We start from the raw sequence: 25849 nt of genomic DNA on the forward strand, positions 1-25849 counted from the left end.
CGGGTCGGCACCGGCGGCACTCACGATCTGGTTGTTGACCTGGATCTTGTAGTAGTCGATGGTGGCGTTCAGGTCGCGGATCGGCTGCAGCACGACACCCAGGTCATACGACTTGGATTTTTCCGGCGACAGGTTCTGCGAAGTCACCTGGACGAAGGCCGGGGTGAAGCCGCAGTAGGCTGCGACGCTGCCGGCGGCAGTCGGGTTGCCGGTCGGGCACAGGACCGGGTCGTTGATCGCGTGGTACGAGAAGAACGAACCGGCATTGCCGGTTTCCGCCGGGTTCGGTGCGCGGAAACCGCGGGCGAAGGAACCACGGACAGCGAAGGTCTTGCTCGGGGTCCACTTGATGGTAGCCGCAGGCGTGAACGAATTGCCGTAGGTATCGAAGTGGTCGTAACGGCTCGACAGGTTGATCTCGGTATTGGCGATCGGGGTGACGCGCAGTTCGGCGAAGGCCGCGGTATTGGTTTCCGAGCCCAGCACGAAGGCCGAGGTATTGCCCACCTGGCCGTTGGCGGTCAGCGGCGATGCCGGAGCATCCCAGGTACGCTTGTGCCAGTGCACACCGGCTGCCAGAGCCAGCGGACCTGCGCCCAGCTGCATCAGTTCGCGCGAAGCGACGGCATCGAAGTAGTTCAGCCTCGAATCTGCGGTGCTCGAGAACTGCGGCGACACCTGGTTGATCAGGGCCGGCGAATTGCCGCCTACCACGTTCCACTGGCCATTACGGATCAGGCTGTACAGTGCGGCACGGTCGACGTAGCCGCTGTAGTCGATGTCGACCTTCGATTCGGTCAGGCCGCCGGCGACGCTGACATCCCAGCCGTAGGCGCTGCCGTGCAGGTCGAGCGCCAGGCGGTAGGTATTCGCGGTGTTGTCCTGGGTCTGGGTACCGGCCAGGCCCGGGATATAGCCGTACAGGCTGGTAGTGCCCTGCAGCGGGTTGATAAACGGGTTGTTGCCGGCGCCGGCACCGATGGTGGCGCCAGGTGCGAAGCGGGTGGTCGGAACGCGGCCGACACCGGTGGTCAGCACGCCGTTGTTGAACGAGGTGTTGCCGGCATAGCTGGCGCCGGTCGTGTAGGTCGGCGACATGCCGCGGTTGTTCAGGCTGTCACGACGGAATATCGAACCCTTGAAGGCCAGTTCCCATTCGTTGTTCAGCTTCTTGGTCATGCCGACCAGGACGTTCAGGTTCTCGGTTTCCGGCTGGATGAACGAGGTGGTGTCGCGCACTGCGCAACCGCCTGCCATGTACGAGGTGTAGTTGCAGTTCGGATCCAGGAACTGGAAGTTGGCCGCGTTGTTGACGCCGCCGGTGCCCGGGGTGTACAGGTAAGGCGAGCTGGCCGTGGTCAGGTAGTTGTTCAGCGAGGTCGGCACACCCAGGGTCAGGTTGTTGCCGCCGCGCGAACGCCAGTCACGGTTGTCCCACGCATTCTGGTCGCGCTGCGACACCATGATCGAACCCTGGTGGCGCCATTCGGCGGTGATGAAGGCGTTGTAGCCGTCGTTGTCCAGGTCACCGGTACCGGCACTGATCGACGCGCGGTTGGTCTTGCCGCCGCCATGCTGGGTGTCGCCGGTTTCCGCGGCGGCGCGGACGCCGGTGAAGTTCTTCTTCAGCTTGATGTTGACCACGCCTGCAACCGCGTCCGAACCGTACAGCGACGAAGCGCCGGCCTTCAGGACTTCGATCTGGTCGATGGCGTCGAACGGGATGTTGGAGACGTCGACGAAGGAGCGCTGCGAGTCGTCGCCGATCGCGTATGGCGACATGCGGTGGCCGTCGATCAGGACCAGGGTCGAGCCGACCGACAGGCCGCGCAGCGAGACGCCGGCGGCGCCGTTGGCGAATGCGCCGGAGAAGCCGGTACCCAGGGTGCCTGCACCGTTGGCGGCCAGGTCGTTCAGCAGTTCGGCAACGGAAGTTTTGCCGCTGCGCTGGATGTCTTGTGCGGTCAGCACTTGCACCGGGGTAGCGGTTTCAATGTCGGTACGGCTGATCAGCGAGCCGGTCACGACCACGCGTTGCGTGCCAGGGCTGGTGGCGCCGGCCGCTTCGGTGGTCTGTGCCATTGCGGGCAAGGCGACTGCCAGGGCTCCGCTCGCGATCAGGGTCGAGATCGCAAATGGCATCGACTTCAATTTAAACATCATGAAAACTTCTCCTTCGTGGATTTCTCTCAAAGTGGTTTGGCTACTGTTACTGCAGTTCACCCAGCGCGTCCCGGAAGACCGCTCTCAACTAACATCGGATACATATCAAACGTTACTGATGTATCGATAAAACCATGGCAAAAGGGAAAGTGTCAATGAAACATACTTGTATGAATGTGTAGAAACAACAGATTCCCTGCACCGAAATGGCTCATGTTCGTTATTGTGCAATGCAACAATATCTGTTCACGTATGCACCCTGTGGTCTGTAATTACAAGAAATTGCACGTACATACGTCGTATTTACTCATGCATATACATATGTACATGCGCGGCAGTGCAATATTCCTGCTGGCGTCCAAAATGGTGCAGCATGCACCGGCCAACATCCCGGTTTAACAATTACCCAGTTGCTTTTAGAAAACTTTGTTAAATCCTGTGGTTGGCATGCAGCCTTCCCTCCGCCAAGCCGCCCCGGCGCCGGTGGCGATGCCTTATACTTGACGTTTGCCCCATCTGCTGCCCCGGTAAGTGCGCGGGCGCGCCAGTCACGAATCCACCATGCTGCGAATTAACGAACTCAAACTCCCCCTGAATCACCCTGACCAGGCCCTGCGCGACGCCATCGTCGGCCGGCTCGGCATCGACGGCGACGACCTGGTCGACTACAAGATCTTCAAGCGCAGCTACGACGCCCGCAAACGCAGCGCAATCGTGCTGATCTATGCGCTCGAAGTCGAAGTCCGCGACGAGGCGCAGGTGCTGGCGCGCCTGAAGGGCGATCAGCATGTGATGCCGGCGCCCGACACCGGCTACAAGTTCGTCGAAGCCGGCAACCCGGCGCCGGGCATGCCGCGCCCGGTGGTGGTGGGCATGGGGCCGTGCGGCCTGTTCGTGGCGCTGATCCTGGCCCAGATGGGCCTGAAGCCGCTGATCCTCGAGCGCGGCAAGATCGTGCGCGAGCGCACCGTCGATACCTTCGGCTTCTGGCGCAAGCGCAAGCTGAACACCGAGTCCAACGTGCAGTTCGGCGAAGGCGGCGCCGGTACCTTCTCGGACGGCAAGCTGTACAGCCAGATCAAGGACCCGAAGCACTACGGCCGCAAGGTCCTCACGGAGTTCGTCAAGTCGGGCGCGCCGGAAGAGATCCTGTACGTCAGCAAGCCGCACATCGGCACCTTCAGGCTGGTGAAAATGGTCGAGCAGATGCGTGCCGAGATCCTGGCGCTGGGCGGCGAGATCCGTTTTGAAACGCGCGTGGAAGACGTGCTGATCGAAGGCGACGGCAACAACCGCCAGGTGGTCGGCGTCAAGCTGGCGTCCGGCGAAACGATTCCGACCCGCCACCTGACGATGGCGATCGGCCACAGCGCGCGCGATACCTTCCAGATGCTGTACGACCGCGGCGTCTATATCGAAGCCAAGCCGTTCTCGATCGGCTTCCGCGTCGAGCACCCGCAATCGCTGATCGACGCCTGCCGCTTCGGGCCGAACGCCGGCAACAAGATCCTGGGCGCGGCCGACTACAAGATCGTGCACCACGCCTCCAACGGCCGCAGCGTGTACAGCTTCTGCATGTGCCCGGGCGGCACCGTGGTGGCGGCATCCTCGGAAGAAGGCCGGGTGGTCACCAACGGCATGAGCCAGTACTCGCGCGCCGAGCGCAACGCCAACAGCGCGATCGTGGTCGGCATCACCCCGGCCGACTACCCGGGCCACCCGCTGGCCGGCATCGACTTCCAGCGCGAGCTGGAATCGCGTGCCTTCGTCCTCGGCGGCAGCAACTACGATGCGCCGGGCCAGCTGATGGGCGACTTCGTGCGCGGCGTGCCCTCGACGGCGTTCGGTTCGGTGACCCCGTCGTTCAAGCCGGCCGTGCACCTGACCGACCTCGGCCCCGCCCTGCCCGACTATGCCACCATCGCGCTGCGCGAAGCCTTCGTCGCCTTCGATAAACAAATCCGCGGCTACTACAAGGAAGACGCGGTGCTGACCGGCGTCGAGACCCGCACCTCGTCGCCGATCCGCATCAAGCGCCACGACGACAGCCTGCAAAGCCTGAACACGCGCGGCCTGTTCCCGGCCGGCGAAGGCGCGGGTTACGCGGGCGGCATCATGTCGGCGGCGGTGGACGGCATCCGCATCGCGGAAGCGGTGGCGCTGTCGATGGCGGGCGCGCCCGTGCCGCATGGCGGCTGAACCGGGCCGTATCACGCACACCCATGACAGCGCCGGCGGTGGCGCTGTTGCTGCACTACTGGGCGCCATGCTGTCGACCTACGTCGGCGCCGCCATCGCCAAGCACCTGTTCCCGGTCGTCGGCAGCCAGGGCGTGACCGCGCTGCGGGTCGGCCTGGCCGCCTGCCTGCTGCTGGGCTGGTTCCGGCCCTGGCGCACGCCGCTGCCGCGCAGCGCCCTTCCCAATCTGCTCATCTACGGCCTGATGCTGGGCTGCATGAACCTGCTGATCTACGGCGCCTTCGCGCGCATCCCGATCGGCATCGCCGTCGCCATCGAAGTCACCGGACCGCTGCTGGTGGTGCTGGCCGGCTCGCGCCGCGTCACCGATTTCGCCTGGCTGGGCTGCGCCGTGCTCGGATTGTGGCTGCTGCTGCCCGTCCATGCGCATGGTGGCGGCCTCGATCCGGTCGGCATCCTGCTGGCGGCCGGCGCGGCGCTGTGCTGGGCCATGTACATCGTGTTCGGCAAGCGCGTCTCGACCCTGCAGGGCGGCCAGGCGGTGGGCTGGGGCATGCTGGCGGCGGCGCTGTTCACGGTGCCTGTCGGCGCGCTGCACGCCGGCGCCGCCCTGCTCGCGCCGGGCGTGCTGGCGGCCGGCCTGGGCGTCGCCCTGCTGTCGAGCGCCCTGCCCTATTCTCTGGAAATGATCGCCCTGCGGCGCCTGCCGCGGCGCGTGTTCGGCATCCTGGTCAGCGCCTCGCCGGCGGTCAGCGCGCTGGCCGGCTGGCTGGTGCTGGGGGAACTTTTGAGCCCGGTGCAGTGGCTGGCGATCGGACTGGTGATGCTGGCGTCGGCCGGCGGCGCGTGGGGTGGCGGCAAACGATAAACGTTTTTCGCGAAGACGAAGGACATGAAAAAACCCGCCACTTCGCAGTGGCGGGTTTTCTTTTACCTGCTCGACGTTACGGGAACATCAGAACTGGTAGCTGGCGCTCACGTAGCCAGTCTGGCCATGCGGATCGTAGTAGGTCGGATCGTAGCCGGTCTGGAAGAACGAGCCGCCGGTGATGACTTCAGGCGGTTTGCGGTTGAACAGGTTCTTGACGCCTGCGGTCAGGGTCAGGTTCTTGATGCCGCCGTAGGTGCCCTGCAGGTCCCAAGTCGAGAACGCGCCGACGTGCTGTGCGATCGGTTCGTCCGCATCGGCACGGTAGCTGTCCCAGTAGCCCGACTGGAAGTTGTTGGTCAGCGACAGGCCGTACTGCTTGTACTTCCAGTCCAGCGTCAGCTGATCCTTCCAGCGGAAGATCACGCCGCCCTGGTTGACCGCGCTCAGGACGTTGCCTTCGTTGTCGATGGTGCGTGCCACGCTGCGCTGCACGGTGCCGTCGGCCAGGGTCAGGTCGTACTTCGAGGTGTAGGTACCGTTCAGGCGCAGGTTGAAGTTGCCGTAGGTCGGGCTCTTCAGGATGGCCCAGCGCAGGTCCAGGTCCACGCCTTCGGTCTTCACGCTGCCGGCGTTGATGTTGGTGCCGACGATGTTGGTGATGTTACCTGCCGGGTCGCGGGTCACCAGGCCGGTGTACAGCGGGTTGCCGGCGTAGGCCTGGGCCAGCGTGAACGACGGCGTCAGGGTGGTCACCAGGTTGTTGACGTTGATCTTCCACCAGTCGACGGCGACCGACAGGCCCTTGACCGGATCGACCACGATGCCCAGCGACGACTGTTCCGACTTCTCCGGCTGCAGGTTGCGGTTGCCGCCGTAGGTCTGGTTGAACTGGCCGAACTGGCCGGTTTGCGGGTCGGTCAGGTTCGGGCTGGTGCCGATGGTCTGCTGGTTGTACAGCTCGGGCAGCGACGGCTCGCGGAAGCCCTTGCCGTAGGAGCCGCGCAGCAGCACCTGCGAGATCGGCTGCCAGCGCAGGCTGACCTTCGGGTTGGTGGCGCTGGCGTTCGGGTAGCGGTCGTGGCGGACGGCGACGTCGGCTTCCAGATGCTTGACGATCGGGATGATCGTCTCGGCGAACACGGCCGACGAATTGCGCGAGGTCGACAGCGGCAGCTGGGCGCCGCCGTAGCCCGACACGTCGCCGCTCTGGTAGGCCTGGCTCGGGTTGATCGACAGGTTCTCGTCGGCCATCGAGGCGCCGACCGCGAACTTCATCATGCCGGCCGGCAGCTGGTACAGGTCGCCCGAGATGCGTGCGGCCAGCGAGTCGTTGCGCAGGGTCGCGTTCATCACCGCGCCGACGTAGTTGGTCGCGTAGATCTGCTGCGCCAGGTCGGCCGACTGGTACTGGGCCAGCGGGTTGAAGGCGTTGTTGTTGCTCAGCAGCTTGACCAGCGCGGTCTGGTTCTGGTAACCCTGGATCGCGCGCTCGGTGACGTCGCTCGAGTTGTGGGTGTAGGCGACGTCGTAGTCGAAGCCCTTGACGGTGCCGCGGAAGCCCATCGCCAGGTGCGAGGCGATCGCGGTGTCCTTGGCGACGCGGCCGCCGCCGTCGAAGGCGCGGTAGCTGACGGTCAGCGGCTGGCCGGCCACGCCGTTGGCGGCAGCCAGGTTCGCCGGGTAGTACGGGCTGCTCGGCGAGACGATGATGGCCGGGTACAGGTTCTGGGTCTGGAAGGCCGGGTCGGTCGACAGGAACGAGGCGCTGTACGGCGACGGCTGGGCCGACTGGGTGGTCTCGTTGCGCGACACGAAGCCTTCCATGAAGAACTCGGCCTTGTCGTTCAGCTTGAAGCGGAAGCTGCCGCCGACGTTGGCGCGCTTGGTGGCCGGCACCAGGTTCAGGACCGGCGAGCTGTCGTAGCGGCAGGTGCCCAGGTTGGCGTCGAAGGCGCTGCCGTTGGCGGCGCAGTTGTTCGGCGACAGCGGGTTGCCGATGCCGCGGCCGATGGTGTTCAGCGCGTTCGGGATCACGCCGTTGGCGTTACGGGTGGTGACCGGATCGAAGGTCGAGAAGTTGCCGCTCGGGGTGGCGCTGGCGTCGCGCAGGCCGTTGTTGTTCCAGGCGGTGTTTGCGTAGTCGCGCTGGTTGCCGAAGATGGCGTTGTCCTTGCTGAAGTCGGCCGACACGGTGATGTTGTAGCGGTCTTCGTCGAAGTCGCCCCAGCCGCCGATGATGCTGGCCTTGTGGGTCTGGCCGCCGCCGTAGCGGCTGACGCTGGTGTAGCCGTTGACTTCCACGCCCTGGTAGTTCTGGCGGGTGATGAAGTTGATGACGCCGCCGATCGCGTCGGAACCGTACACGCCGGATGCGCCGTCCTTCAGCACTTCCACGTGGTCGATCGAGGCCAGCGGGATCGAGTTGACGTCGACGGCGGTGCCGTCGGTAGCGTAGTTGCCGAGACGGCGGCCGTTGACCAGGATCAGGGTCTTGCTGGCGCCCAGGCCGCGCAGGCTGGCGCTCGACATGCCGTAGGTCGACAGACCGGCACCTTGTGCCTGGTTGGTCGCGCCGGCCATCGAGTTCGAGCTCAGGGTGGTCAGCAGTTCGGCGGTGTTGGTGGCGCCGGTACGCTTGATGTCGGCGGCGCTGACGACCTGCACCGGCAGCGAACCTTCGACGTCGGCGCGCTTGATCGACGAGCCGGTCACTTCGACGCGGGCGACCGGCGCAGCGGTTTCCTGTGCCATTGCAGGCAGGGCGGCCAGGCCGACGCCTGCTGCGACACCGCCCGCGAACATCACGCGCAGCGAGCGCGCGAGTACTGTTTGCTTAATCATTCAGGTCCAAACTAAATAAAGTTAATCAGTCTGGCTTGGGACGATTCGTGTTCTACCCAAGCCGGGGAACGAATAATGATCGCCCGCTTGAGTATCCGTCAATATTGACGCGCGCAAATTCTCACAAATTGCAACAGAACATTTTGAAACAAATCTCAGGTTGCTGAACAAAGTTCGGCGCGTTCTATTTTGGACACGACAACAAAATCCGGGGCGTGCCGATGCCTGCCAAATAAGGGTTCGGCATGCGGCCTGCCTTGTGTTGCAATGAGAGTCAGAGCCAGCCGGCCTTTTTGAACAGCCGGTACAGGTAGAGGCAGACGCCGACCATGACCGCGATTGCCATCGGATAGCCGTACTTCCACTCCAGCTCGGGCATGAATTTGAAATTCATGCCCCAGACGCCGGCAAAGGCGGTGAATACGGCAAAGATCGCGGCCCAGGCGGCCAGGCGCTTGTTGACCTCGCTTTCGTCGATCGAGACCATCGACAGGTTGACCTGGATCGCGGTGGCGATGGTGTCGCGGATGGTGTCGAGGCGCCCGGAGATGCGGATCAGGTGGTCGTGCACGTCGCGCATGTAATCCTGCACGCCGGCCGCCAGCGTCGGCGCGCGGCCGCCCAGCAGGCGTCCGACCGCATCCATCAGCGGCGTCACCGCATGGCGCAGCTCGAGGGCCTTGCGCTTGAGCTGGTACAGGCGCTCGACGTTGTTGCGCTGGGCACCGTGGGTGAAGATGCGGTCCTCGATGGTCTCGAGTTCCGATTCCAGCATGTCGACGATCGGGAAGTAGCGGTCGACCACCGCGTCCATCAGCGCATACATGACGAACGAGGAGCCCATCTTCAGCAGGTGCGGCTCGCGCTCGGCACGCGCACGCACGCCGAGGAAGTTCTTGGCGGCGTCGCGGCGCACCGACAGCACGTAGTTGGGACCGGCGAAGATCGCCAGCTCGCCGGTGGCCAGGCGGTCGCCTTCGAGGTCGACCGTGTGCACCACGGTGAACAGGCAGTCGCCGTATTCCTCCACCTTGGGGCGCTGGTGGCCGCGCGCCGCATCTTCCACCGCCAGTTCGTGCAGGTTGAACTCTTCCTGCATCTTGGCCATCTCGTCGGCGCTGGCGTCGCGCAGCGCGACCCAGACGAAGCAGCCGGGCTTGTCGAGATAGTCACTGATGTCCTCGACTGGAATGTCGGACAGCTTCTTGCCTTCCTGGTAGGCGACGCAGTTGATCAGCATGGAAATTCGTCAAAGCAGCGCTTGTTGCGCGGATGACAGAGTTTACATCATCGGATCAGAAAAGAGCATGCCGGGGCGGTCACGCCATGCCCGCCCCGGCGGCGATCATTCGTCTTTGGCCCCGTCGATGCCCAGCTCGGCGATCTTGCGCGTGATGGTATTGCGCCCGATCCCCAGCCGGATCGCCGCATCGTTCTTGCGCCCGTGGGTGTGCTTCAGCGCGGTGCGGATCAGCGCCGACTCGAACTGCCGCCCCAGCACATCCATCACCTCGACCTGGCCGTCCGACAGCATGCGCGCCGCCTGCAGCTCCAGCAGGCCGATCCAGCCGTCGGCGCCGTTCGCCAGCACCGACCCGAAGCCGGCGCCGGCGCCGGCGATGCCCAGCGCCGCACCGTCGGCGCCGTTGGCGCCCATGGCCCCGCTTATCGACCCATTCATCGAGCCATTGATGGCGCCGTTCAGGGCCGCGCTCAGGGGTCCGGCCGACGGTGCCGGCATCGCCACCGCCGCGCCCAGGCTGTTCAGGGCCGGCAGGCTTTGCTGGGCCTGGGTCAGGTCGCGTGGCAAGTCCTTGACCTCGACCGTCTGGCCAGGGGCCATCACGGTGATCCAGTTGCACAGGTTTTCCAGCTGGCGCACGTTGCCCGGCAACTCCAGGCCGGAGAGGAAACGCGTCGCCTCCTCGCTCAGGCGTTTCGGTTCGACGCCCAGCTGGTGTGCACTCTGCACCAGGAAGTGGCGCACCAGAATGGGGATATCCTCACGGCGCTCGCGCAGGCTCGGCAGGCGCAGGCGGATCACGTTGAGGCGGTGGTACAAGTCCTCACGGAACAAACCGTCGCGTACGCGCTGTTCCAGGTTCTGGTGGGTGGCCGCGATCACGCGCACGTTGGCCTTCACCGGCTGGTGCCCGCCGACGCGGTAGAAGTGGCCGTCGGACAGCACGCGCAGCAATCGCGTCTGCAGGTCGAACGGCATGTCGCCGATCTCGTCCAGGAACAGCGTGCCGTTCTCGGCCTGCTCGAAGCGGCCGCGCCGCATCGCCTGGGCGCCGGTGAAGGCGCCGCGCTCGTGGCCGAACAGTTCGGATTCCAGCAGGTCCTTCGGAATCGCCGCCGTGTTCAGCGCAATGAAGGGTTGCGCGGCACGCGGACTGTGCTTGTGCAGCGCGCGCGCCACCAGTTCCTTGCCGGTACCGCTCTCGCCGGTAATCAGTACCGTCACGTTCGATTGCGACAGGCGGCCGATGGCGCGGAACACTTCCTGCATCGCCGGTGCCTGGCCCAGGATTTCCGGGGTCTCGGTCGGCGCGATCTCGACGCTGGCTTCGCGCAGGCTTTCTTCCAGCGCGCGCCGGATCAGGGCGACGGCCTTGTCGATATCGAAGGGTTTGGCGAGGTATTCGAAGGCGCCGCCCTGGAACGAGGCGACCGCCGAATCGAGGTCGGAAAAGGCGGTGATCACGATCACCGGGAGACCGGGGTGGCTTTCCTTGACGGCCGCCAGCAGGTCGAGGCCGGATTCGCCCGGCATCCGGATATCCGACACCAGCACTTGCGGCGTGTCGGTTTCGAACGCGGCCAGGGCCTCGCGCCCGCTGGCAAAGCTCCGGGTTGCGAGGTTTTCACGCGCCAGGGCTTTTTCCAGCACCCAGCGGATCGATGCATCGTCGTCGACAATCCAGATTGGTTTCATTAGTTCTTGCTTCCCGCGCTAGTTCAAGGGGGACTTCCGTGTCGCCCTCTCCTCCCCCGCTTATGGCAGGGGAATCAGGATGCGGAAGTCCGTTAGTCCAGGCCGGCTTTCGCACTCGATCAGGCCCATGTGCTGCTGCACGAAGGTCTGCGCCAAGGTGAGCCCGAGTCCGCTGCCGCCTTCGCGCCCCGAGACCAGGGGGTAGAAGATACGGTCGCGGATCTCGGGCGCGATGCCCGGTCCGTTATCGATGATATGCAAGTCTAATGCCAGCCCGTAACGGACCTTCGCCAGGGTGACCTGGCGCGCCACGCGCGTGCACAATACGATCTCGGCGTTGCCCTCGGCGATGCGGCCGCGCAGCGCCTGGGCGGCGTTGTGGACGATGTTCAGCACGGCCTGGATCAGTTGTTCCTTGTCGCCGCGGAATTCGGGAATCGAGGCGTCGTAGTCGCGCCGGATCGCCAGGCCCGACGGGAACTCGGCCAGCACCAGGCTGCGCACCCGTTCGCACACTTCGTGGATATTGACGTCGCCGACGATGTGCGGACGGCGGTGCGGCGCCAGCAGGCGGTCGACCAGGGTCTGCAGGCGGTCGGCTTCCTTGATGATCACCTGGGTGTATTCGCGCAGGGCGTTCAGGTGGGCGTCCGGCAATTCCAGTTCCAGCAGCTGTGCCGCGCCGCGGATGCCGCCCAGCGGGTTCTTGATCTCGTGCGCGAGATTGCGGATCAGTTCCTTGTTGGCCTGGCTCTGGTCGAGCAGGCGTTCTTCGCGGTCGAGTTTCAGCTGCTGCACGTTTTCGCGCAGCTCGACCACCACTTCGGCTTCGCCGGCGGCGCTGACGATGATGTGCACGTGCAGCGGCTCGCGCGCCGGCCGGTGCAGGGTCAGGTCCTGGCGCAGGTCGGCATACTTGTGGGCGGCGGCCTGCTGGCACAGCGTGCCGAGTTCTTCGCCGTTGGTGAACAGGCTGGCCAGCTTCTGGCGCGACAGCGATTTGACCGAGATCTCGAGCAGGTGCTCGGCCGCCGGATTGGCGTGCCGCACCAGGCCGCAGGCATCCACCACCAGCACGGCGGACGCGAGCAGATCGAGGCCGGCAAAGCGGTCGTTGGCGGGAGGATGGGGCGGAATGGCGTTCATGCGGCCTTGGTATCTGCGTGCGTTGGTGTCAGCGTGTCAGCGTGCGTCTGCGTCAGCGAGTATTGGCGATCTCGCGCTTGATCGCCTCGACGTTCTTTTCGGCGCGGCCGATGTCGTCGCGCATGCCGGCCACGCGTTCCTGGTACTTCGCGTAATTCTTCTCGTTGCCCTGGCGCTCGGGCTCGCCGTTGTTGAAGTCGCGCTTCAGGTCGGCCAGCTTCTTTTCCTCGGCGCGCAGCTCTTCGTTGAGGATCTCGCGGCGGTCGTCGTCGCGCGCGCGCTGGGTGGACGTGTCCACGCGCGGGAAATTCGACGGGCTGGCGCCCGCCGGACGTGCCGCGCCCTGGCGCATGGTCACCGCCGGCGACGGTGCGGGGTTCGGACGTGCAGCCTGCGGCGGCGCAGGAATATAGCCGGGCAGGTCGAGCGCCTTGCAGCCGGATTTATTGATGTCGGTGAATTCGACCCGGCCGTTCTTGTCGACGCATTTATAGACAGTGGAATCGGCGTGGGCACTGGGATGCGCCATGGCCGCGATCAGCGTAAAGGCTGCCGCGATACCGGCCGGGCGCAAAATAAAGCTGTTGCTTGTCATCTGCATCAGGTCAGTCGACACGGAAAGTGTCTGGTTGGGAATCCACCGACTATACCCCATTCACTGGACATTCAACGAGAAACGCGGAGGAGCCTACCGGCTTTCTCCGCGTTTTTGTTACCGCAAGGATACACATTGCCGGGCTGGCATGCCAGGCCAGCAACGTACTTTCCCGCAGTGACCTGATCGATTACGACGAGTAGTACATGTCGAATTCGGCCGGGTGCGGGGTCATGCGCAGACGCTGGACTTCGCCCATCTTCAGGTCGATGTAGGCGTCGATCATGCTGTCGCTGAACACGCCGCCGCGGGTCAGGAACTCGCGGTCCTTGTTCAGGGCGTCCAGCGCTTCTTCCAGCGAGGCGCACACGGTCGGGATCAGCTTGTCTTCTTCCGGCGGCAGGTGGTACAGGTCCTTGGTCGCGGCTTCGCCCGGGTGGATCTTGTTCTGGATGCCGTCCAGGCCGGCCATCAGCAGGGCAGCGAAGCACAGGTAGACGTTGGCCAGCGGGTCCGGGAAGCGGGTCTCGATGCGGCGGCCTTTCGGGTTCGCCACGTGCGGGATACGGATCGAGGCCGAACGGTTCTTGGCCGAGTAAGCCAGCTTGACCGGGGCTTCGTAGCCCGGCACCAGGCGCTTGTACGAGTTGGTGCCCGGGTTGGTGATCGCGTTCAGGGCCTTGGCGTGCTTGATGATGCCGCCGATGTAGAACAGGGCGGTTTCCGACAGGCCGGCATAGCCGTCGCCGGCGAACAGGTTCTTGCCGTCTTTCCAGATCGACTGGTGTACGTGCATGCCCGAGCCGTTATCGCCGTTCATCGGCTTCGGCATGAAGGTCGCGGTCTTGCCGTAGCTGTGGGCCACGTTCCAGATCACATACTTCAGGTTCTGGGTCCAGTCGGCGCGCTCGACCAGGGTCGAGAACTTGGTGCCGAGTTCCATCTGGCCGGCGCCGGCCACTTCGTGGTGGTGCACTTCGACCGGGATGCCCAGCGATTCGAGGATCAGCGACATTTCCGAACGCATGTCCTGGAAGCTGTCGACCGGCGGGACCGGGAAGTAGCCGCCCTTGACGGTCGGACGGTGGCCGCTGTTGCCGCCTTCGAATTCCTTGTCGGTCGACCAGGACGCTTCTTCGGAGTCGATCTTGACGAACGAACCCGACATGTCGATCTTCCAGCGGACCGAGTCGAAGATGAAGAATTCCGGCTCCGGGCCGAAGAATGCGGTGTCGCCGATGCCCGACGACTTCAGGTAGGCTTCGGCGCGCTTGGCGATCGAGCGCGGATCGCGGTCATAGCCCTTGCCGTCCGCCGGTTCGATCACGTCGCACTGCATGAACACGGTGGTCTCTTCCATGAACGGGTCGAGGTTGGCGGTGTTCGGGTCCGGAATCAGCAGCATGTCCGATGCTTCGATGCCTTTCCAGCCGGCGATCGACGAACCGTCGAAAGCGTGGCCGGACTCGAATTTGTCTGCGTCGAAGTGCGAGATCGGCACGGTCACGTGCTGTTCCTTGCCGCGCGTATCGGCGAAGCGCAAATCAACGAACTTGACTTCGTTGTCCTTCAGCATCTGCATTACATCTGCGGCGGTCCTTGCCATTCGTGTATCTCCTAAGTGAAAAAGGGGTGCCGGTACGTTATTGAACGTGCGGCAGCGCACTCTGTATGTAGCACTAAGTGTGCCAGCATTTGATCATGAGCAAATAGATAATCCATTGTTGGAGTACGCAGGATTTGCCCATTAAAATCAACGATCCGCAGCGGATGCACAAGTTTGATGCACACTCATGCATACGCACCAATCGGGTGCAACTTTTTAAGTATGCACCAAGTTAAAGCGGCGTGCACCAAATGTGCGAGCCCATGCGAAGGGTGTTCCGCCGCGGTGCGCGCCCGCCATCATAGTCGACAGGAGAACGAATGAGCACCATAGACGATATTCTCGACACCGCGCGCAGCCGCGGCGAAGGCCAGCCCTACGCCGGCGCCGTCACCCCGCAGGAAGCCTTCGCGCTCGTGCAGGCCGATCCGCGTGTCAAGCTGGTCGACGTGCGCACGAATGCGGAGCGCGACTGGATCGGCCGCCCCGCCATCCCCGAGCAGCAGCACGGCGCGGTGCAGTGGACCCTGTACCCGGGCGGCGCGCCGAACCCGGATTTCGCGACCCAGCTGCAGCAGGTGGCGGACAAGGAAGACGTGGTGCTGTTCCTGTGCCGCTCGGGTGTGCGCTCGCGCCATGCGGCGCGCGTGGCCACCGAACTCGGCTTCCAGGACGCCTATGACATCCTGGAAGGTTTCGAGGGCGACCGCGATGCCGAGGGCCACCGCAAGACCGTGGGTGGCTGGTGCAAGGCCGGGCTGCCCTGGGTCGGCGCCTGAGCGCCTGGCGGGCGCCACCTGTGGAACGCATGGGTTAGCTTAGGAAAACGTCACCTTTTTTCCGAAAGCTAACAAAATGACAATCCGTAAGCTCCTGCCTTCCGCCCTGATCGGCGCCGTCGCCAGTGCCCGCTCGATGACGCCGATGGCCACCCTCTCGACCGCACGCCTAGCCGGGCGCGACACGCCGGGCCGCCTCGCCCTGCTCGACCGTCCGCTGTTCAAATACGGCGCGCTGGCGATGGGCGTGGGCGAACTGTTCGGCGACAAGATGAAATCCGCGCCCGACCGCACCGTGTTTCTCGGCCTGCTGTCGCGCGTGATGAGCGCCGGGATCGCCGGTGCGGCCCTGGCGCCGAAGGGTGAGGAGAAAGCCGGCGCCGCCATTGCGGTGGCGACGGCAGTGCCCCTTGCCTACCTGACGCTGGCCGGGCGCAAGCAGGCGATGGCGCGCATCGGCCAGACACGCAGCGGCTTGATCGAGGATGCGCTGGTCGTGGCGGCAGGTGCGGCGATCGTGGCGCTGTCGACGCGGTCGCCGCAGGATTAACCGGCGGCCTTGCCCTGCACCCGCTGGCGTACGAAATTGATATGGCTGCGCAGCCCGTACAGGGCATCCGCATACGACAGCGGAATCGAAATGTGATTCACGCGCTGCTCGATCTCGTCGAGCCGGCGCAGCAGGTCGGCGCGCACTTCGTCGCGGTGCGCCGGATCGGCACCCTCCAATGCCTGCTCCACCGCGCGCAGCTGGCCGTACCAGCGGTACACGCGCGAGCGGATGCGCCACACGTATAAAGGCGGCACCACCTTCGACAGCGGAATGATCAGCGCCGCCAGCGCCACCGCCACCACCCACAGGCGGTCGAACAGGTTCGCCAGCCAGAACGACATGTAGCGCTGCAGGAAGGGCGGACCGTCGCGGTAGTACTTGGCGGCTTCCTTCGACACCGGGATCTCGGTATAGCGCGGCGACGGGAACTGGCCCTGCTGCTGGAACCAGCCGGTGCCGCCGTGGATCGTGGTGGCGGCATTCACGAACAGGTCGACCAGCGCCGGATGCAGCTGTTCGCGCGCGACCAGGGTCGCGGTCGGGGCGATCAGGTCGAAGTCCTGCGACGGGATGTCGCGCCCGAGGTCGACGATCCCGCGCGGCAGCACCACGTGGGTCAGGAAGGGCAGGCGCCGCGTGTAGGCTTCGGCCTGGCGGAAGTCGAACAGGCGGATGCCCGGGGTCTGCAGCAGCATCTGCACCAGCGGCGCTTCCGGCGCCGAGCTGAATACCAGGCCGTCGATGCGGCCGTCCAGCAGCGCCATCGTGGCCGGCGTGTTCTCGAGCGCGGAAATGGTCAGCTGTTTCGGTTCGACGCCATTGGCGTCCAGCACCTGGCGGAACAGCTTAGGCACGCCGGTGCCTTCCGGGCCCAAGTTGATGCGCAGGCCTTTCAATTGCGTGAGGTTGCGGATCTCGGGCTGACGGCCTTTCTGAGCACGGAGAAACAGCCACACCGGCTCGGTGAACAGGCTGCCGAGCGATACCAGGCCATGCTGCCCTGCCCCCGCCGTGCCGCTCTGCACGAAAGCGATGTCGGCCTTGCCGTCGATCAGGCGCTGCAGGTTGTCCTGGGAACCGAGCGAGGGTTGCAGGTCGACCTTGATGCCGTCGCGCGCCAGGCTGGCCGCGTACTTGCGGCCGAATTCCTCGTAGGCGCTGTTGTCCTGGCCGGTGGCCAGCACCACGCGCCGCGGCGGCGCCGGGTCGACCACGACGTAGGCGACCGCGCAGGCGATCGCCACCAGCACGATCGTCGGTGCCGACGCGGCCAGCAGGTCGCGCAGCGACACCAGGCTGAATTTGCGCAGGGCCGGCCGTTTCATCGTTGCACCGGCTCAGGCAGGCAAGCCCTCAATGCCGCCTCAATGCAGGACTTCGTCCACCACGTCGGACCTGGCACGCGGCGCGCGTTTCGGCTTGTCCGCGGCCGGGTCGTCGCCGGCCGGCTTGCGTGGCGCCGCCGGTTTGGCGTGCGCGCCTTCGGCGCCGGCAGCCTTCGGATGAACGGCAACGGCTTTCGGGTGCGTGCCCTCGGCTGCCGGCTTGGCCGCAGGCTTGGCTTCGGATGCCGGCTTGGCCGGCTTGGCGTGCGCCGGCGTTTCATGCGCCGGCTTGGCCGCTGCCGGCTTCGCATGCGGCGCCTCGGCGTCGGCGGCCTTGGCTGCCGGCTTGGCTGCCGGCTTGGCGGCCGGCTTGGCGGCCGGTTTTGGCGCCACCGGCACCTCCACCGCCTTGGCTGCCGGCTTGGCGGTATCGCCGGCAGGCGCCGCCGCATCCTCCTCCACCGGCACCGCATCGCCTGCAGCCGCCGCGGCATCGTCACCGGTGGCTGCCTGCTCCTTGTCGGTCGCCACCGCATCCGTCGGCCCGGCCGGCGCAGCCACGCCAGCTCGCTCCACGTGCAGGCCCGGAATGGTGACGGTGTCCTGCTTCTCGACCATCGGCATCAGGCTCGGCGCCAGCGTCACCAGCAGCTGCACCGGCAGCGCGCTGGTGAAGTCGTAGTTGGCCGACTGCGGGCCGTGCACATAGGCGGTCATGCTGCCGAAGAAGCGCTCGCCGATGTTGAACACGAAGGTCGCCGAACGGTTCACGTAGCGCGATTCGATCAGGCGGTGGCCGGCGCCGTAGACGTCGAAGCGCTGGTCGCCGGTACCGGTCTTGCCGCCCATCGAGATCACGCTGCCATCCTGCTTGACGAAGGCCTGCTTGACGCGCTTGGCGGTACCTTCCTGGGCCACGCCCTTGATGGCGTCGGCCACGGCACGCGCCACGTCCGGATTCAGCACCTGCTCGCCCTTCTCGGCGTCGCCGCGTTTCACCAGGGTTTCGTAGGGCGTGTCCTTGGCGAAGTGCAGCGAGTCGATGCGCTGGGTCGGCTTGCGCACGCCGCCGTTGACGATGATGCCCATCAGCTCGGCGAGCGCGATCGGACGGTCGGCCGAGGCCCCCAGCGTGGTCGCGTACGACGGCACCAGCGAATCGAACGGATAGCCCATCTTCTTCCACTGGGCGTGGATCTTGAGGAAGGCTTCGACCTCGATCAGGCCGGCGATGCGCTTGTCCTGGGCGTGCTTGCGGTGGGTCTTGAACAGCCACGAATACACTTCCTGGCGCTCTTTCACCGAAGCCTTGGTGACTTCGTCCCAGCCGGCTTTCGGATGGGTGCGCAGGTAGCCGACCAGCCACAGTTCGAGCGGGTGTACCGAAGCCACGTAGCCGCGGTCGGCCAGCGACATGTTGGCCGGGGCGTACTGGTCGTACATCTTGGCGATGCGTTCTTCGTCGACTTCGCTGTCGGCCGGCAGGTAGCTGTGCAGGAACTTGCTGAACTCGGCCAGCGAAGCTTCCGGATGGATCGTGCGGTGGACCGCCGCCAGCTTGGACGCGCGGATGCGCACGCCCTGCATCAGCGCCGGTTCGACTTCCGCCGGCGCCATCACGCGGTACTTGTTCCAGAAGCGCGCCAGGAAGTCCTTGCCTTCGCGGTCGGCGAAGCGCGACAGGTATTCGGCGCGGCGCGGGTCGTCGGCGTCGGCCAGCAGCTGGGCCGAGGAGCCCGGCAGCTGGAACATGTAGTAGCGCACCACGTCGCGCATCAGGCGCACGAACAGCAGGTTGGTCGAGTTCTGCAGGCCCTGCTGCACGGTCAGGATGCGCGAATCATCCAGCTTGCTGAAGTTGCCGAAGGTGTGGACGCCGCCGCCGGTGAAGAAGGCTTCGCCCGGGTTGCCGGAATAGGTGCGCTCCATGGCCGCGTGCAGCATCGGCGGCAGGCCGCGGTCGGCGCCTGCCGGCAGCGTCGAGAAGTACTCGACCGCCCATTGCGACAGCCGGTCCTTCGGATCGACGCTCACCTTCGCCAGTTCCGATTTCGACATCGGCTCGTAGCGCTTGTGCAGCTGGTCGACGATGTCGAGGTAGGTCGTCAGCGTGCGCAGCTTGGCGGTCGAGCCCAGGTCCAGCTTGGCGCCTTCGTTGATGTCGAGCGGCTGGTCGTAGTTGTCGGTCTGGACGCGCAGGTAGTTCACCTTGTCGCCGCGTTCCATCAGCGTGAAGCTGTACACGACCTTGGACGGGTCGCCGTTGCCGAGCATGCCCTTGCCGGTCAGGCCGGCGGCGGCGGCCGCTTCGTTGTCGGTCAGGCGGCGCAGCGCGGCGGTGACGGCCTTCTGGGCGTCCGCGTCGAGCGTGGTCTTGACCGTCAGGTCGAGGCGGTCGAGGTTGTACAGGCGCGAGTCGCCCAGCAGGTTGGCCAGGTGGTTGCGCACCGCATTGGCGGCCTTGCGGGTAACAAAAGTGTTGGCCGGCGGCGGCGCCACGCCCGAGCCCAGCGCCGGGTGCAGCACCACGGCGGTGGCGGCGTCGCGCAGCGCCGGCGAAATGACGCCGGCCTGGGCCAGCACGCGCAGGTGGCTGTTGGTGAGCGTTTCGAGGTCCTTCTCGCCGGCGCCCAGGTAGTAGGCCGGGCGGCGCTGCGCGATCATCAGGGACAATGCTTCCTTGTACACCAGCGCGTATTCCGGGGTGACGGCGTTGGTGGCGAGGATCTTGTTCATGGACGCGAAATCGCGGCCGTACCAGACCCACATGCCGTCGCCGATGCCGTTCACTTCGCCGTAGCCCAGCTTAGCCGACAGCGGCACCGTGTTCAGGTACTCGAGCACGATGCGGCGGCGCGCCTTGCTGGTGTCTTCGCCGTCTTCATAGGCGCGCAGCGTGGCCGAGGCCATCTGGCGCAGCTTGTCGGTGGTCGACGCGGTGCGGCCTTCCGGCGAGTGGCGGTATTTTTCGATCTGGGTCGCCAGCGTGCTGCCGCCGGCCACGCGCGAACCGCTGCCCAGGCCGACCGAGTGCAGGGTCTTGTCGAACACCGCCTTCGAGAAGCGGTCCCACTCCACCGCCGGGTTGCGCTTCGGGTAGGTGGTGTCGAGCAGCTCGCGGTTCTCGATGAACAGCAGGCTTTGCACCAGCAGCGAAGGCGCCGCTTCGAAATTGTCGTACAGGCGTTCCGGGAAGCGCGCCGAGAACAGCGGCTCGCCGCCGTTGTCGAGGATATCGAGGCCGGCGCGGGTTTTTTCGCGGTAGGTGGCGAACACGCCGTGGCCGGCCAGTTCCAGCATCTTGGGCGACATGCGCGCCTGCGACGCGACCACGTAGTCGCGCGTCTTCAGCTTGGCCAGGTAGTTGGGCAGGTTCGAGTAGCCGAGCCGCTCGTCGTAGGGGCTGGCGGTCGGGAAGCGGATCGCATCGCTCGGTCCCGGCTGCACGCGGTAGCTGATCTTCTTGGCCAGGTTGGCGAAGAACCTGGCCTGCAGCGTCGAGGTGCGGCTTTCGTAGACGGCCAGGCCGGAGGCGGCGGCGACCGCGATCAGCAGCAGTACCAGCAGCGCGCGCCGGGCACGGCGCCAGCGCGGCCGGGTCGGCGGCGCCGGCGGCGGCTCCATGCCGGACGACCCGGTATCGCCGGGGATCGGATCGTCGAGCCGCGGCTCGCGTACGGGGTCGAAGACGGGTTCGAGGCGCTGCGGCGCTTCGCGCAGCGGCACATCCTGCTCGGCGGCCATGGCGGGGACGCCGGCCAGGATGGGTTGACCCGGCTGGGCCGCACCGAGGATGCGGCGCAGGGCGCGGGCGATGCTACGAGGCCGTCGGAGACGGCGGATACTTTCCATGATGGCTCAACCGGTTAATTCATTCGGGATCGTAAAACCTGCGGTATTTCGGGGTCCCTTGCCTGCAATTCCCGCCAACCGGCGCGCCCACGCTTGCTGGTCGTTTCGAGTGTTCGAGGTCGTCAAAAAGTTCACAATGTCGGGCGTAACGGAGGCCAGAACATGGGCCAAAGCACGCTGCTTACAGACATCATTCCACCACATCAATGTGACGGACAGGAACCACTCACGCAGTTTTTTGACGCCGCCCGTGTATTTTCGCAAAAAAACAACGGCTCAGTTTGCAACAGCGTACCTGCTCCGCAACGCGCAGTTCGCTGATCATTCAGCCGAGTCCTACACCAGTGTGTATTCCGCTGCAATACGATCGAGTTCGGCCTGCATCTCATCGAAGGCGGCCGCCACTTGTTCCGGTTCTCCCTTCACGCCCAGCTCGATGTGGCGGCGTGTCTGGGCATCGCCGACGCTCGGCAGGCTGAACACGCGGATGCCCGGATAACGCGTTTCCAGCATTTCCATCAGCGGGGTCAGCAGCGACTCGGGTTGCTCATAAACCAGCAGCGCGCGCTCGGCGCGGGCTTCGCGGTGGAACTGGTCGGCGTACAAGTTATCCAGCACCCAGGCGATCATCGGCCAGGCCATCACCGGGAAGCCGGGCACGAAGTGATGGTGGGCAATTGTAAAACCGGGGATGCGATTGTACGGGTTCGGGATCAGGCGGCTGCCCGCCGGGAACTCGGCCATTTTCAGGCGCTGCAGGTTGTCCGGCGATTCCAGGTCGGCTTCGCGCCCGGCCTCGCGCGCGGTCTCGCGGATGCGCTCCTGCACCAGCAGCTTCCCTTCCTGATGCAGTTCGAGCGGCACGCCAAGTGCCGCCGCCGCGCACTGGCGCGTGTGGTCGTCCGGCGTGGCGCCGATGCCGCCGCAGGAAAACACGACGTCCGGCCCGGCCAGCGTGCGCCGCAGGGTTGCCGTGATGCGCGCCGGATCGTCGCCGACGATTTCGGCCCAGGCCAGTTGCAGGCCGCGTTCGCCCAGCAGTTCGATCACCTTGGGCAGGTGCTTGTCGCTGCGTTTGCCGGACAGGATCTCGTCGCCGATGATAATGAGGCCGAATGCCATTGCCGTTCCTTCCTTCTTGCGGTTGATGGAATTGGAAATGGCTTCAGTGTGCCACGAAGCCTTTGCAGGCCGCGCGGCGTTCGTTCAGGCTTTGGGGGCCACAGCACCGGCACGCAGGTCGGCCAGCGCCTGCAGGCAGTAATACTGGAACCACAGGCCGGTAAAGATGAAGATCACCAGGTACAGCCAGATCGACAGCACGGCAAGCACCGGGAACAGCACCACCGAGATCAGCGCGCCGCCGATCCATACCACGCCCGGCAACGCGCCGAGCAGGCCGGAGATGGTGCCGATCAGGAGCAGCTGGCGGCGGCGCGCCGCCACGATCGCCAGACGCTCCTCGCGGCTGGCGTGGATCGAGAGCGCGTCGTAGCTCATCACGCGCGCAGTCAGCCAGCCCCACAGCACGGCCTGCACCAGCAGCGCCAGCGGCGCCAGCGCGTACAGCGGCAGCGTCACGAGCCACAGCAGGGCAAACACGACGATGCCGGACAGGTTGACGCCCAGGCTGCCGAGGAAGCTGCCGCCCTCGCGCCGCTCCAGGTCCGGAAACTGGACCCGGCTGACGTGGCGCGCGATGGCCGGCATGGCGCCGACGCCGATGAACAGCAGCGAGGTGACGATCATCAGCGGCAGCAGCACCAGCATCGCCACCAGCGGCACCACCAGCGTCTTCAGGAAGCCGAGGCCAAGGGTGGCCAGCACGCTGCCGCTGGTCTTGAACAGATCGTATTCGTGGAACAGGCCGGTCAGGCTGTCGAGCAGCGGCTGCATGCCGGCGTACAGCAGGCCACCCCACAGCGCCAGCGACAGCAGCAGCGGCACCACCGACAGCAGCAGCATGCGGCGCGAGAACTGCGAGCGCAGCGCGCGCCCGTAGGCGATCGCGATCGGGCGCATCATGAGGCTTTACGGCGGTCGTGGCGGAACAGTCGGAATGCATCCGCCATCCGCACCAGGCCGAGCCACTGCTGGCGCCAGAAGCCGCGGCCGTAGTCGCGTCCCGCGCGTACCGTGCCGTCCGGGAGGGTGCGCTCGAACTGGTCGCGCACGCCGGTGCCGTGCCAGCCCTTGTCGAAATTGGCGGTGCCGAACAGGATGTCCCACACCGGCAGCAGCACGCCGAAATTGCAGCCGCCCAGCGATCCCTGGCCGCGCGACTCGTGTCCCAGCCCGACCGCGTGGTGGGTGCGGTGGAAGCGCGGCGAAATCAGGAGACGCTCGCCGATGGCGCCGAAGTGAAGCCGCACGTTCGCGTGCTGCAGCGATTGCAGCGAGCGCGACACCGCCACCAGCAGCACGTACTGTCCCGGTGCGACGCCGATCGCCAGCGCCAGCACCGCCATGTAGACGTCGCGCAGCAGATCATCCAATAAATGGTTCCGGTTGTCGCTCCACAGGTTCATGTTGCGCTGGCTGTGGTGCAGGCTGTGCAGCGCCCACCACCAGCGGAACTTGTGCTGGCCGCGGTGGAACCAGTAGTCGAAGAAATCGAGCACCACCAGATAGAGCAAAAAGCTCGCGAGCGGCGGCATCCCGGCCACCAGCGATTCCAGGTTGAACGGGTGCACGCCCTCCATGCGCAGCAGGCCGGCCACGTGGTCCATGAGAGGATCGAGCGTAAAGAACACCGCCATCGTGAACAGGCCGAGGCGGTGGATCAGGGTGTAGATGAAATCGTTCAGGCGCGCGTGGCGGTCGGTCATCCGCTGCGCCGGGAACAGGGCTTCGAGCGGACGCAGGACCAGGTACAGGGCCGCGACTTCGCAGGCGCCGGTGAGGAACCACTCGACGCCTTCGAAGGCGTCCTCGGTGTACTCACCGAGGCCGGTATGAAACAGGATGGGTTCGACCACGCTCTCGAACAGCCAGCCCTGGAGGAATGCGAACCAATCGAGGAAATGCTGGATCATGATGATGTATTACGAAATTTCTAAGGCCGGACATCCGGATGCTCGCGCAGTGTAGCGAAACAGAAGCCTTTCTGCTGCAGACCTGAAATCAGGGGTTCGAGGTTGGCCGGCATCCACGGGTCCTTGCGCGACCAGATGCCCATGTGGGCCATGAAGATGTCGCCATCCTTGAGGTTGTCGAGGGCGCGCTTGAGCAGCAGCGCATTCGGGTAGACGTCGCTATTGGTCTCGTCGCCCGAGAAGCCGACCTTGGCCCAGCCCACGTGTTTGTAGCCGCAGCTTTTGGCGGCGGCCAGGATGTTGGGCGACGAGTGGCCGCCCGGCGTGCGGAAGATCGGGTCGATGTGGTGCCCGGTCAGCTCCACGAAACGGGTGTCGACGCGGCGCAATTCGTCGCAGTACTGCTGCGCGCTCCAGGTCTGCGTCTTGCCGGCGTGCTGGCCGAACTGCGGCCGCACCTTGATCCTGCCGCCGGCGGCGTCGGCACGGAAGTAGACGTGGTCGAAGGTGTGGCTGCCGAAGGCATGGCCCTCGGCCACCCGCGCCTTCCAGTAGCCCGACCAGGCGGGATCGAGCGACCAGTCGCCGCGCACCGTCTTTTCGTTGGCCAGGAAGAAGGTGGCCTTGACGTGGTGCCTGCGCAGCGTGTCGGCGATCAGCTCGGCCTGCGACTGGCTGCCGGTGTCGAAGGTCAGGTAGATCGTGCCCCTGCAGGAGTGCACGCCGGCGTCCGCCGCGAACGCCGGCGTCGAGAGCACGGCGGCCAGCAGCAGCGCCGCCTTGTGCCGGCGCCCCGCCATCACATCCTCGGCGCCGAGTTGGCGAAGAACACGCCGTGCGGCGAGCGTCCCACCGGGATCATCTTGATCACCTTGCGGCTGGCGACGTCGATCACGGCCACCTTCTTGATCCAGCGCTGGGTCACCCACAGGGTCTTGCCGTCGCTTGAGAGCTCCATGCAGTCCGGACCGCCCGGCACCGGGATCATGCCGATGTTCTCCAGCGTGACCTGGTCGATGATGTTGATCGAGTTCTGCACCCGGTTCGACACGAAGATGTGGCGCTTGTTGCCGAGCGCGCGGAAGTTGTGGGCGCCGTTGCCGGTCTTGATGCGCTTGACGGTCTTGGCGGCGCGCCAGTCGATCACCTCCACGTAGTCGCTGCCCATGATCCCGACCAGCAGGTGCTTGTCGTCCGGGGTCATGGTGATGCCGGCCGGGAGCTTGCCAACCGGGAGCGTCCACTTGATGGCGCCGGTCTTGAGGTCGACCGCGCTGACCTGGTCGCTGCCCTGGCGCGTGATGAAGGCGGTGGTGCTGGCGGCGTCGAAGGCGATGTGGCTCGGCATGCGCGGCATCGGCACGCGGCGGCTCAATACGAAATTGCCGTTCACGTACTGGTAGATGTCGATGCGGTCGAGGCGCAGCGCGGTCGAGACGAACCACTTCTGGTCCGGCGAAAAGCCGATCTGGTACGGGTCGAGCACGTCCGACACCTTGCGCTGGATCTTGCCGGTGACCGGGTCCAGGAAAATCAGTTCATTGCCCACCGAGCTGGCCACGATCAGCGACTTGTTGTCCGGCGTCGCCATCAAGTGGTGCGGCTCCTTGCCGACCGCAAAGGTGCCTTGATCGGCGCCGCTGGCCTGATCCAGCAGCTGGACGGTGGCATCGCGCGAATTCAGCACGACGACGACGTTGGCCTGTGCGGATTGCACGGCGGTCAACAGGCAGGCGGCGGAGAGGAAGAGCGTACGGAAACGGCGCAGCATGACGGTGAAAGCCCGGAGGTGGAAAACTATTATTCTACGGGGAAACGTTACGGCGACATGACCGGTTCGCCTGAATTCACGAGTTTATGTACATATTCGGCGCGCCGCCGCAACACAGTGGAAAACCCGTTAATAGCGCTTTGACAGGCCATGGACTACAATCGGCCTTTTCCCT

17 protein-coding genes and 1 pseudogene are annotated in these 25849 nt (G+C 65.4%); 4 read left to right on the forward strand and 14 right to left on the reverse strand.

The window, feature by feature from the left end:
* Positions 1-2163, reverse strand: a 2163-nt coding sequence (locus FBX97_RS25760; protein ID WP_255517641.1) for a TonB-dependent siderophore receptor, incomplete at its 3' end; no start/stop codon positions are given.
* 561 nt (positions 2164-2724) lie between these two features.
* Here FBX97_RS25760 and FBX97_RS25765 point away from each other — a divergent pair.
* Together FBX97_RS25765 and FBX97_RS25770 are read left to right on the forward strand one after the other, a co-directional pair.
* Complete coding sequence (locus tag FBX97_RS25765) at positions 2725-4362, forward strand: NAD(P)/FAD-dependent oxidoreductase (protein WP_141838176.1); 1638 nt, start codon at positions 2725-2727, stop codon at positions 4360-4362.
* The gene (locus FBX97_RS25770) at positions 4352-5230 is read left to right on the forward strand and encodes a DMT family transporter (RefSeq protein ID WP_141838177.1); all 879 of its coding nucleotides are present in this window, start codon (positions 4352-4354) and stop codon (positions 5228-5230) included. The genes FBX97_RS25765 and FBX97_RS25770 overlap by 11 nt, the downstream gene beginning before the upstream one ends.
* Positions 5231-5317: 87 nt before the next feature.
* Here the strand turns inward: FBX97_RS25770 and FBX97_RS25775 are convergent, their stop codons facing one another.
* The 6 genes from FBX97_RS25775 to glnA all read right to left on the reverse strand — a co-directional run bounded on the left by FBX97_RS25775 (position 5318) and on the right by glnA (position 14359).
* Complete coding sequence (locus FBX97_RS25775; protein ID WP_141838179.1) at positions 5318-8074, reverse strand: TonB-dependent receptor; 2757 nt, start codon at positions 8072-8074, stop codon at positions 5318-5320.
* A gap of 274 nt (positions 8075-8348) precedes the next feature.
* Entirely contained in the window at positions 8349-9314 is a 966-nt protein-coding gene (gene corA / locus FBX97_RS25780; protein ID WP_141838181.1) for a magnesium/cobalt transporter CorA, read from the reverse strand.
* 105 nt (positions 9315-9419) lie between these two features.
* Entirely contained in the window at positions 9420-11012 is a 1593-nt protein-coding gene (gene ntrC / locus FBX97_RS25785; protein ID WP_141838183.1) for a nitrogen regulation protein NR(I), read from the reverse strand.
* Between the two features lie 60 nt (positions 11013-11072).
* Positions 11073-12158, reverse strand: a complete 1086-nt coding sequence (gene glnL / locus FBX97_RS25790; RefSeq protein ID WP_141838185.1) for a nitrogen regulation protein NR(II) — start codon at positions 12156-12158, stop codon at positions 11073-11075.
* A gap of 52 nt (positions 12159-12210) precedes the next feature.
* Positions 12211-12759, reverse strand: a complete 549-nt coding sequence (locus FBX97_RS25795; RefSeq protein ID WP_255517642.1) for a DUF4124 domain-containing protein — start codon at positions 12757-12759, stop codon at positions 12211-12213.
* A gap of 184 nt (positions 12760-12943) precedes the next feature.
* A complete protein-coding gene (glnA, locus tag FBX97_RS25800) occupies positions 12944-14359 on the reverse strand; it encodes a type I glutamate--ammonia ligase (RefSeq protein ID WP_141838187.1) in 1416 nt (471 codons plus the stop codon).
* Between the two features lie 320 nt (positions 14360-14679).
* Here glnA and FBX97_RS25805 point away from each other — a divergent pair, with 320 nt between their 5' ends.
* Both FBX97_RS25805 and FBX97_RS25810 read left to right on the forward strand, forming a co-directional pair.
* A complete protein-coding gene (locus FBX97_RS25805) occupies positions 14680-15138 on the forward strand; it encodes a rhodanese-like domain-containing protein (protein ID WP_141838189.1) in 459 nt (152 codons plus the stop codon).
* 76 nt (positions 15139-15214) lie between these two features.
* Positions 15215-15688 (forward strand): hypothetical protein, encoded by a 474-nt coding sequence (locus FBX97_RS25810; protein WP_141838191.1) that lies wholly within the window; start codon positions 15215-15217, stop codon positions 15686-15688.
* On the opposite strand, the gene FBX97_RS25815 is transcribed toward FBX97_RS25810, so the two are convergent.
* The 7 genes and pseudogenes from FBX97_RS25815 to FBX97_RS25850 all read right to left on the reverse strand — a co-directional run bounded on the left by FBX97_RS25815 (position 15685) and on the right by FBX97_RS25850 (position 25674).
* Positions 15685-17016, reverse strand: a complete 1332-nt coding sequence (locus tag FBX97_RS25815; protein ID WP_141838193.1) for a TAXI family TRAP transporter solute-binding subunit — start codon at positions 17014-17016, stop codon at positions 15685-15687. The two genes, FBX97_RS25810 and FBX97_RS25815, sit on opposite strands and share 4 nt — an antisense overlap.
* Positions 17017-17562: 546 nt before the next feature.
* Positions 17563-20640: pseudogene (locus tag FBX97_RS25825) on the reverse strand (transglycosylase domain-containing protein); the annotation flags it as partial.
* Positions 20641-21204: 564 nt separating this feature from the next.
* Positions 21205-21990, reverse strand: a complete 786-nt coding sequence (locus FBX97_RS25830) for a molybdopterin-binding protein (RefSeq protein WP_141838195.1) — start codon at positions 21988-21990, stop codon at positions 21205-21207.
* 84 nt (positions 21991-22074) lie between these two features.
* Positions 22075-22893 carry an EI24 domain-containing protein gene (locus FBX97_RS25835; protein ID WP_370457357.1) on the reverse strand — a complete coding sequence of 273 codons (819 nt, stop codon included), beginning with the start codon at positions 22891-22893 and terminating at the stop codon, positions 22075-22077.
* Entirely contained in the window at positions 22890-23903 is a 1014-nt protein-coding gene (locus FBX97_RS25840) for a sterol desaturase family protein (RefSeq protein ID WP_141838197.1), read from the reverse strand. The genes FBX97_RS25835 and FBX97_RS25840 overlap by 4 nt, the downstream gene beginning before the upstream one ends.
* Before the next feature lie 20 nt (positions 23904-23923).
* On the reverse strand, positions 23924-24703 hold the full coding sequence (locus FBX97_RS25845) for a polysaccharide deacetylase family protein (protein ID WP_141838199.1): 780 nt from the start codon (positions 24701-24703) through the stop codon (positions 23924-23926).
* Positions 24703-25674 (reverse strand): beta-propeller fold lactonase family protein, encoded by a 972-nt coding sequence (locus FBX97_RS25850; RefSeq protein ID WP_141838200.1) that lies wholly within the window; start codon positions 25672-25674, stop codon positions 24703-24705. The genes FBX97_RS25845 and FBX97_RS25850 overlap by 1 nt, the downstream gene beginning before the upstream one ends.
* Positions 25675-25849: the final 175 nt, after the last annotated feature.

The organism is Herbaspirillum sp. SJZ107, assembly GCF_006715485.1.
Classification (GTDB): Bacteria; Pseudomonadota; Gammaproteobacteria; order Burkholderiales; family Burkholderiaceae_D; genus Telluria.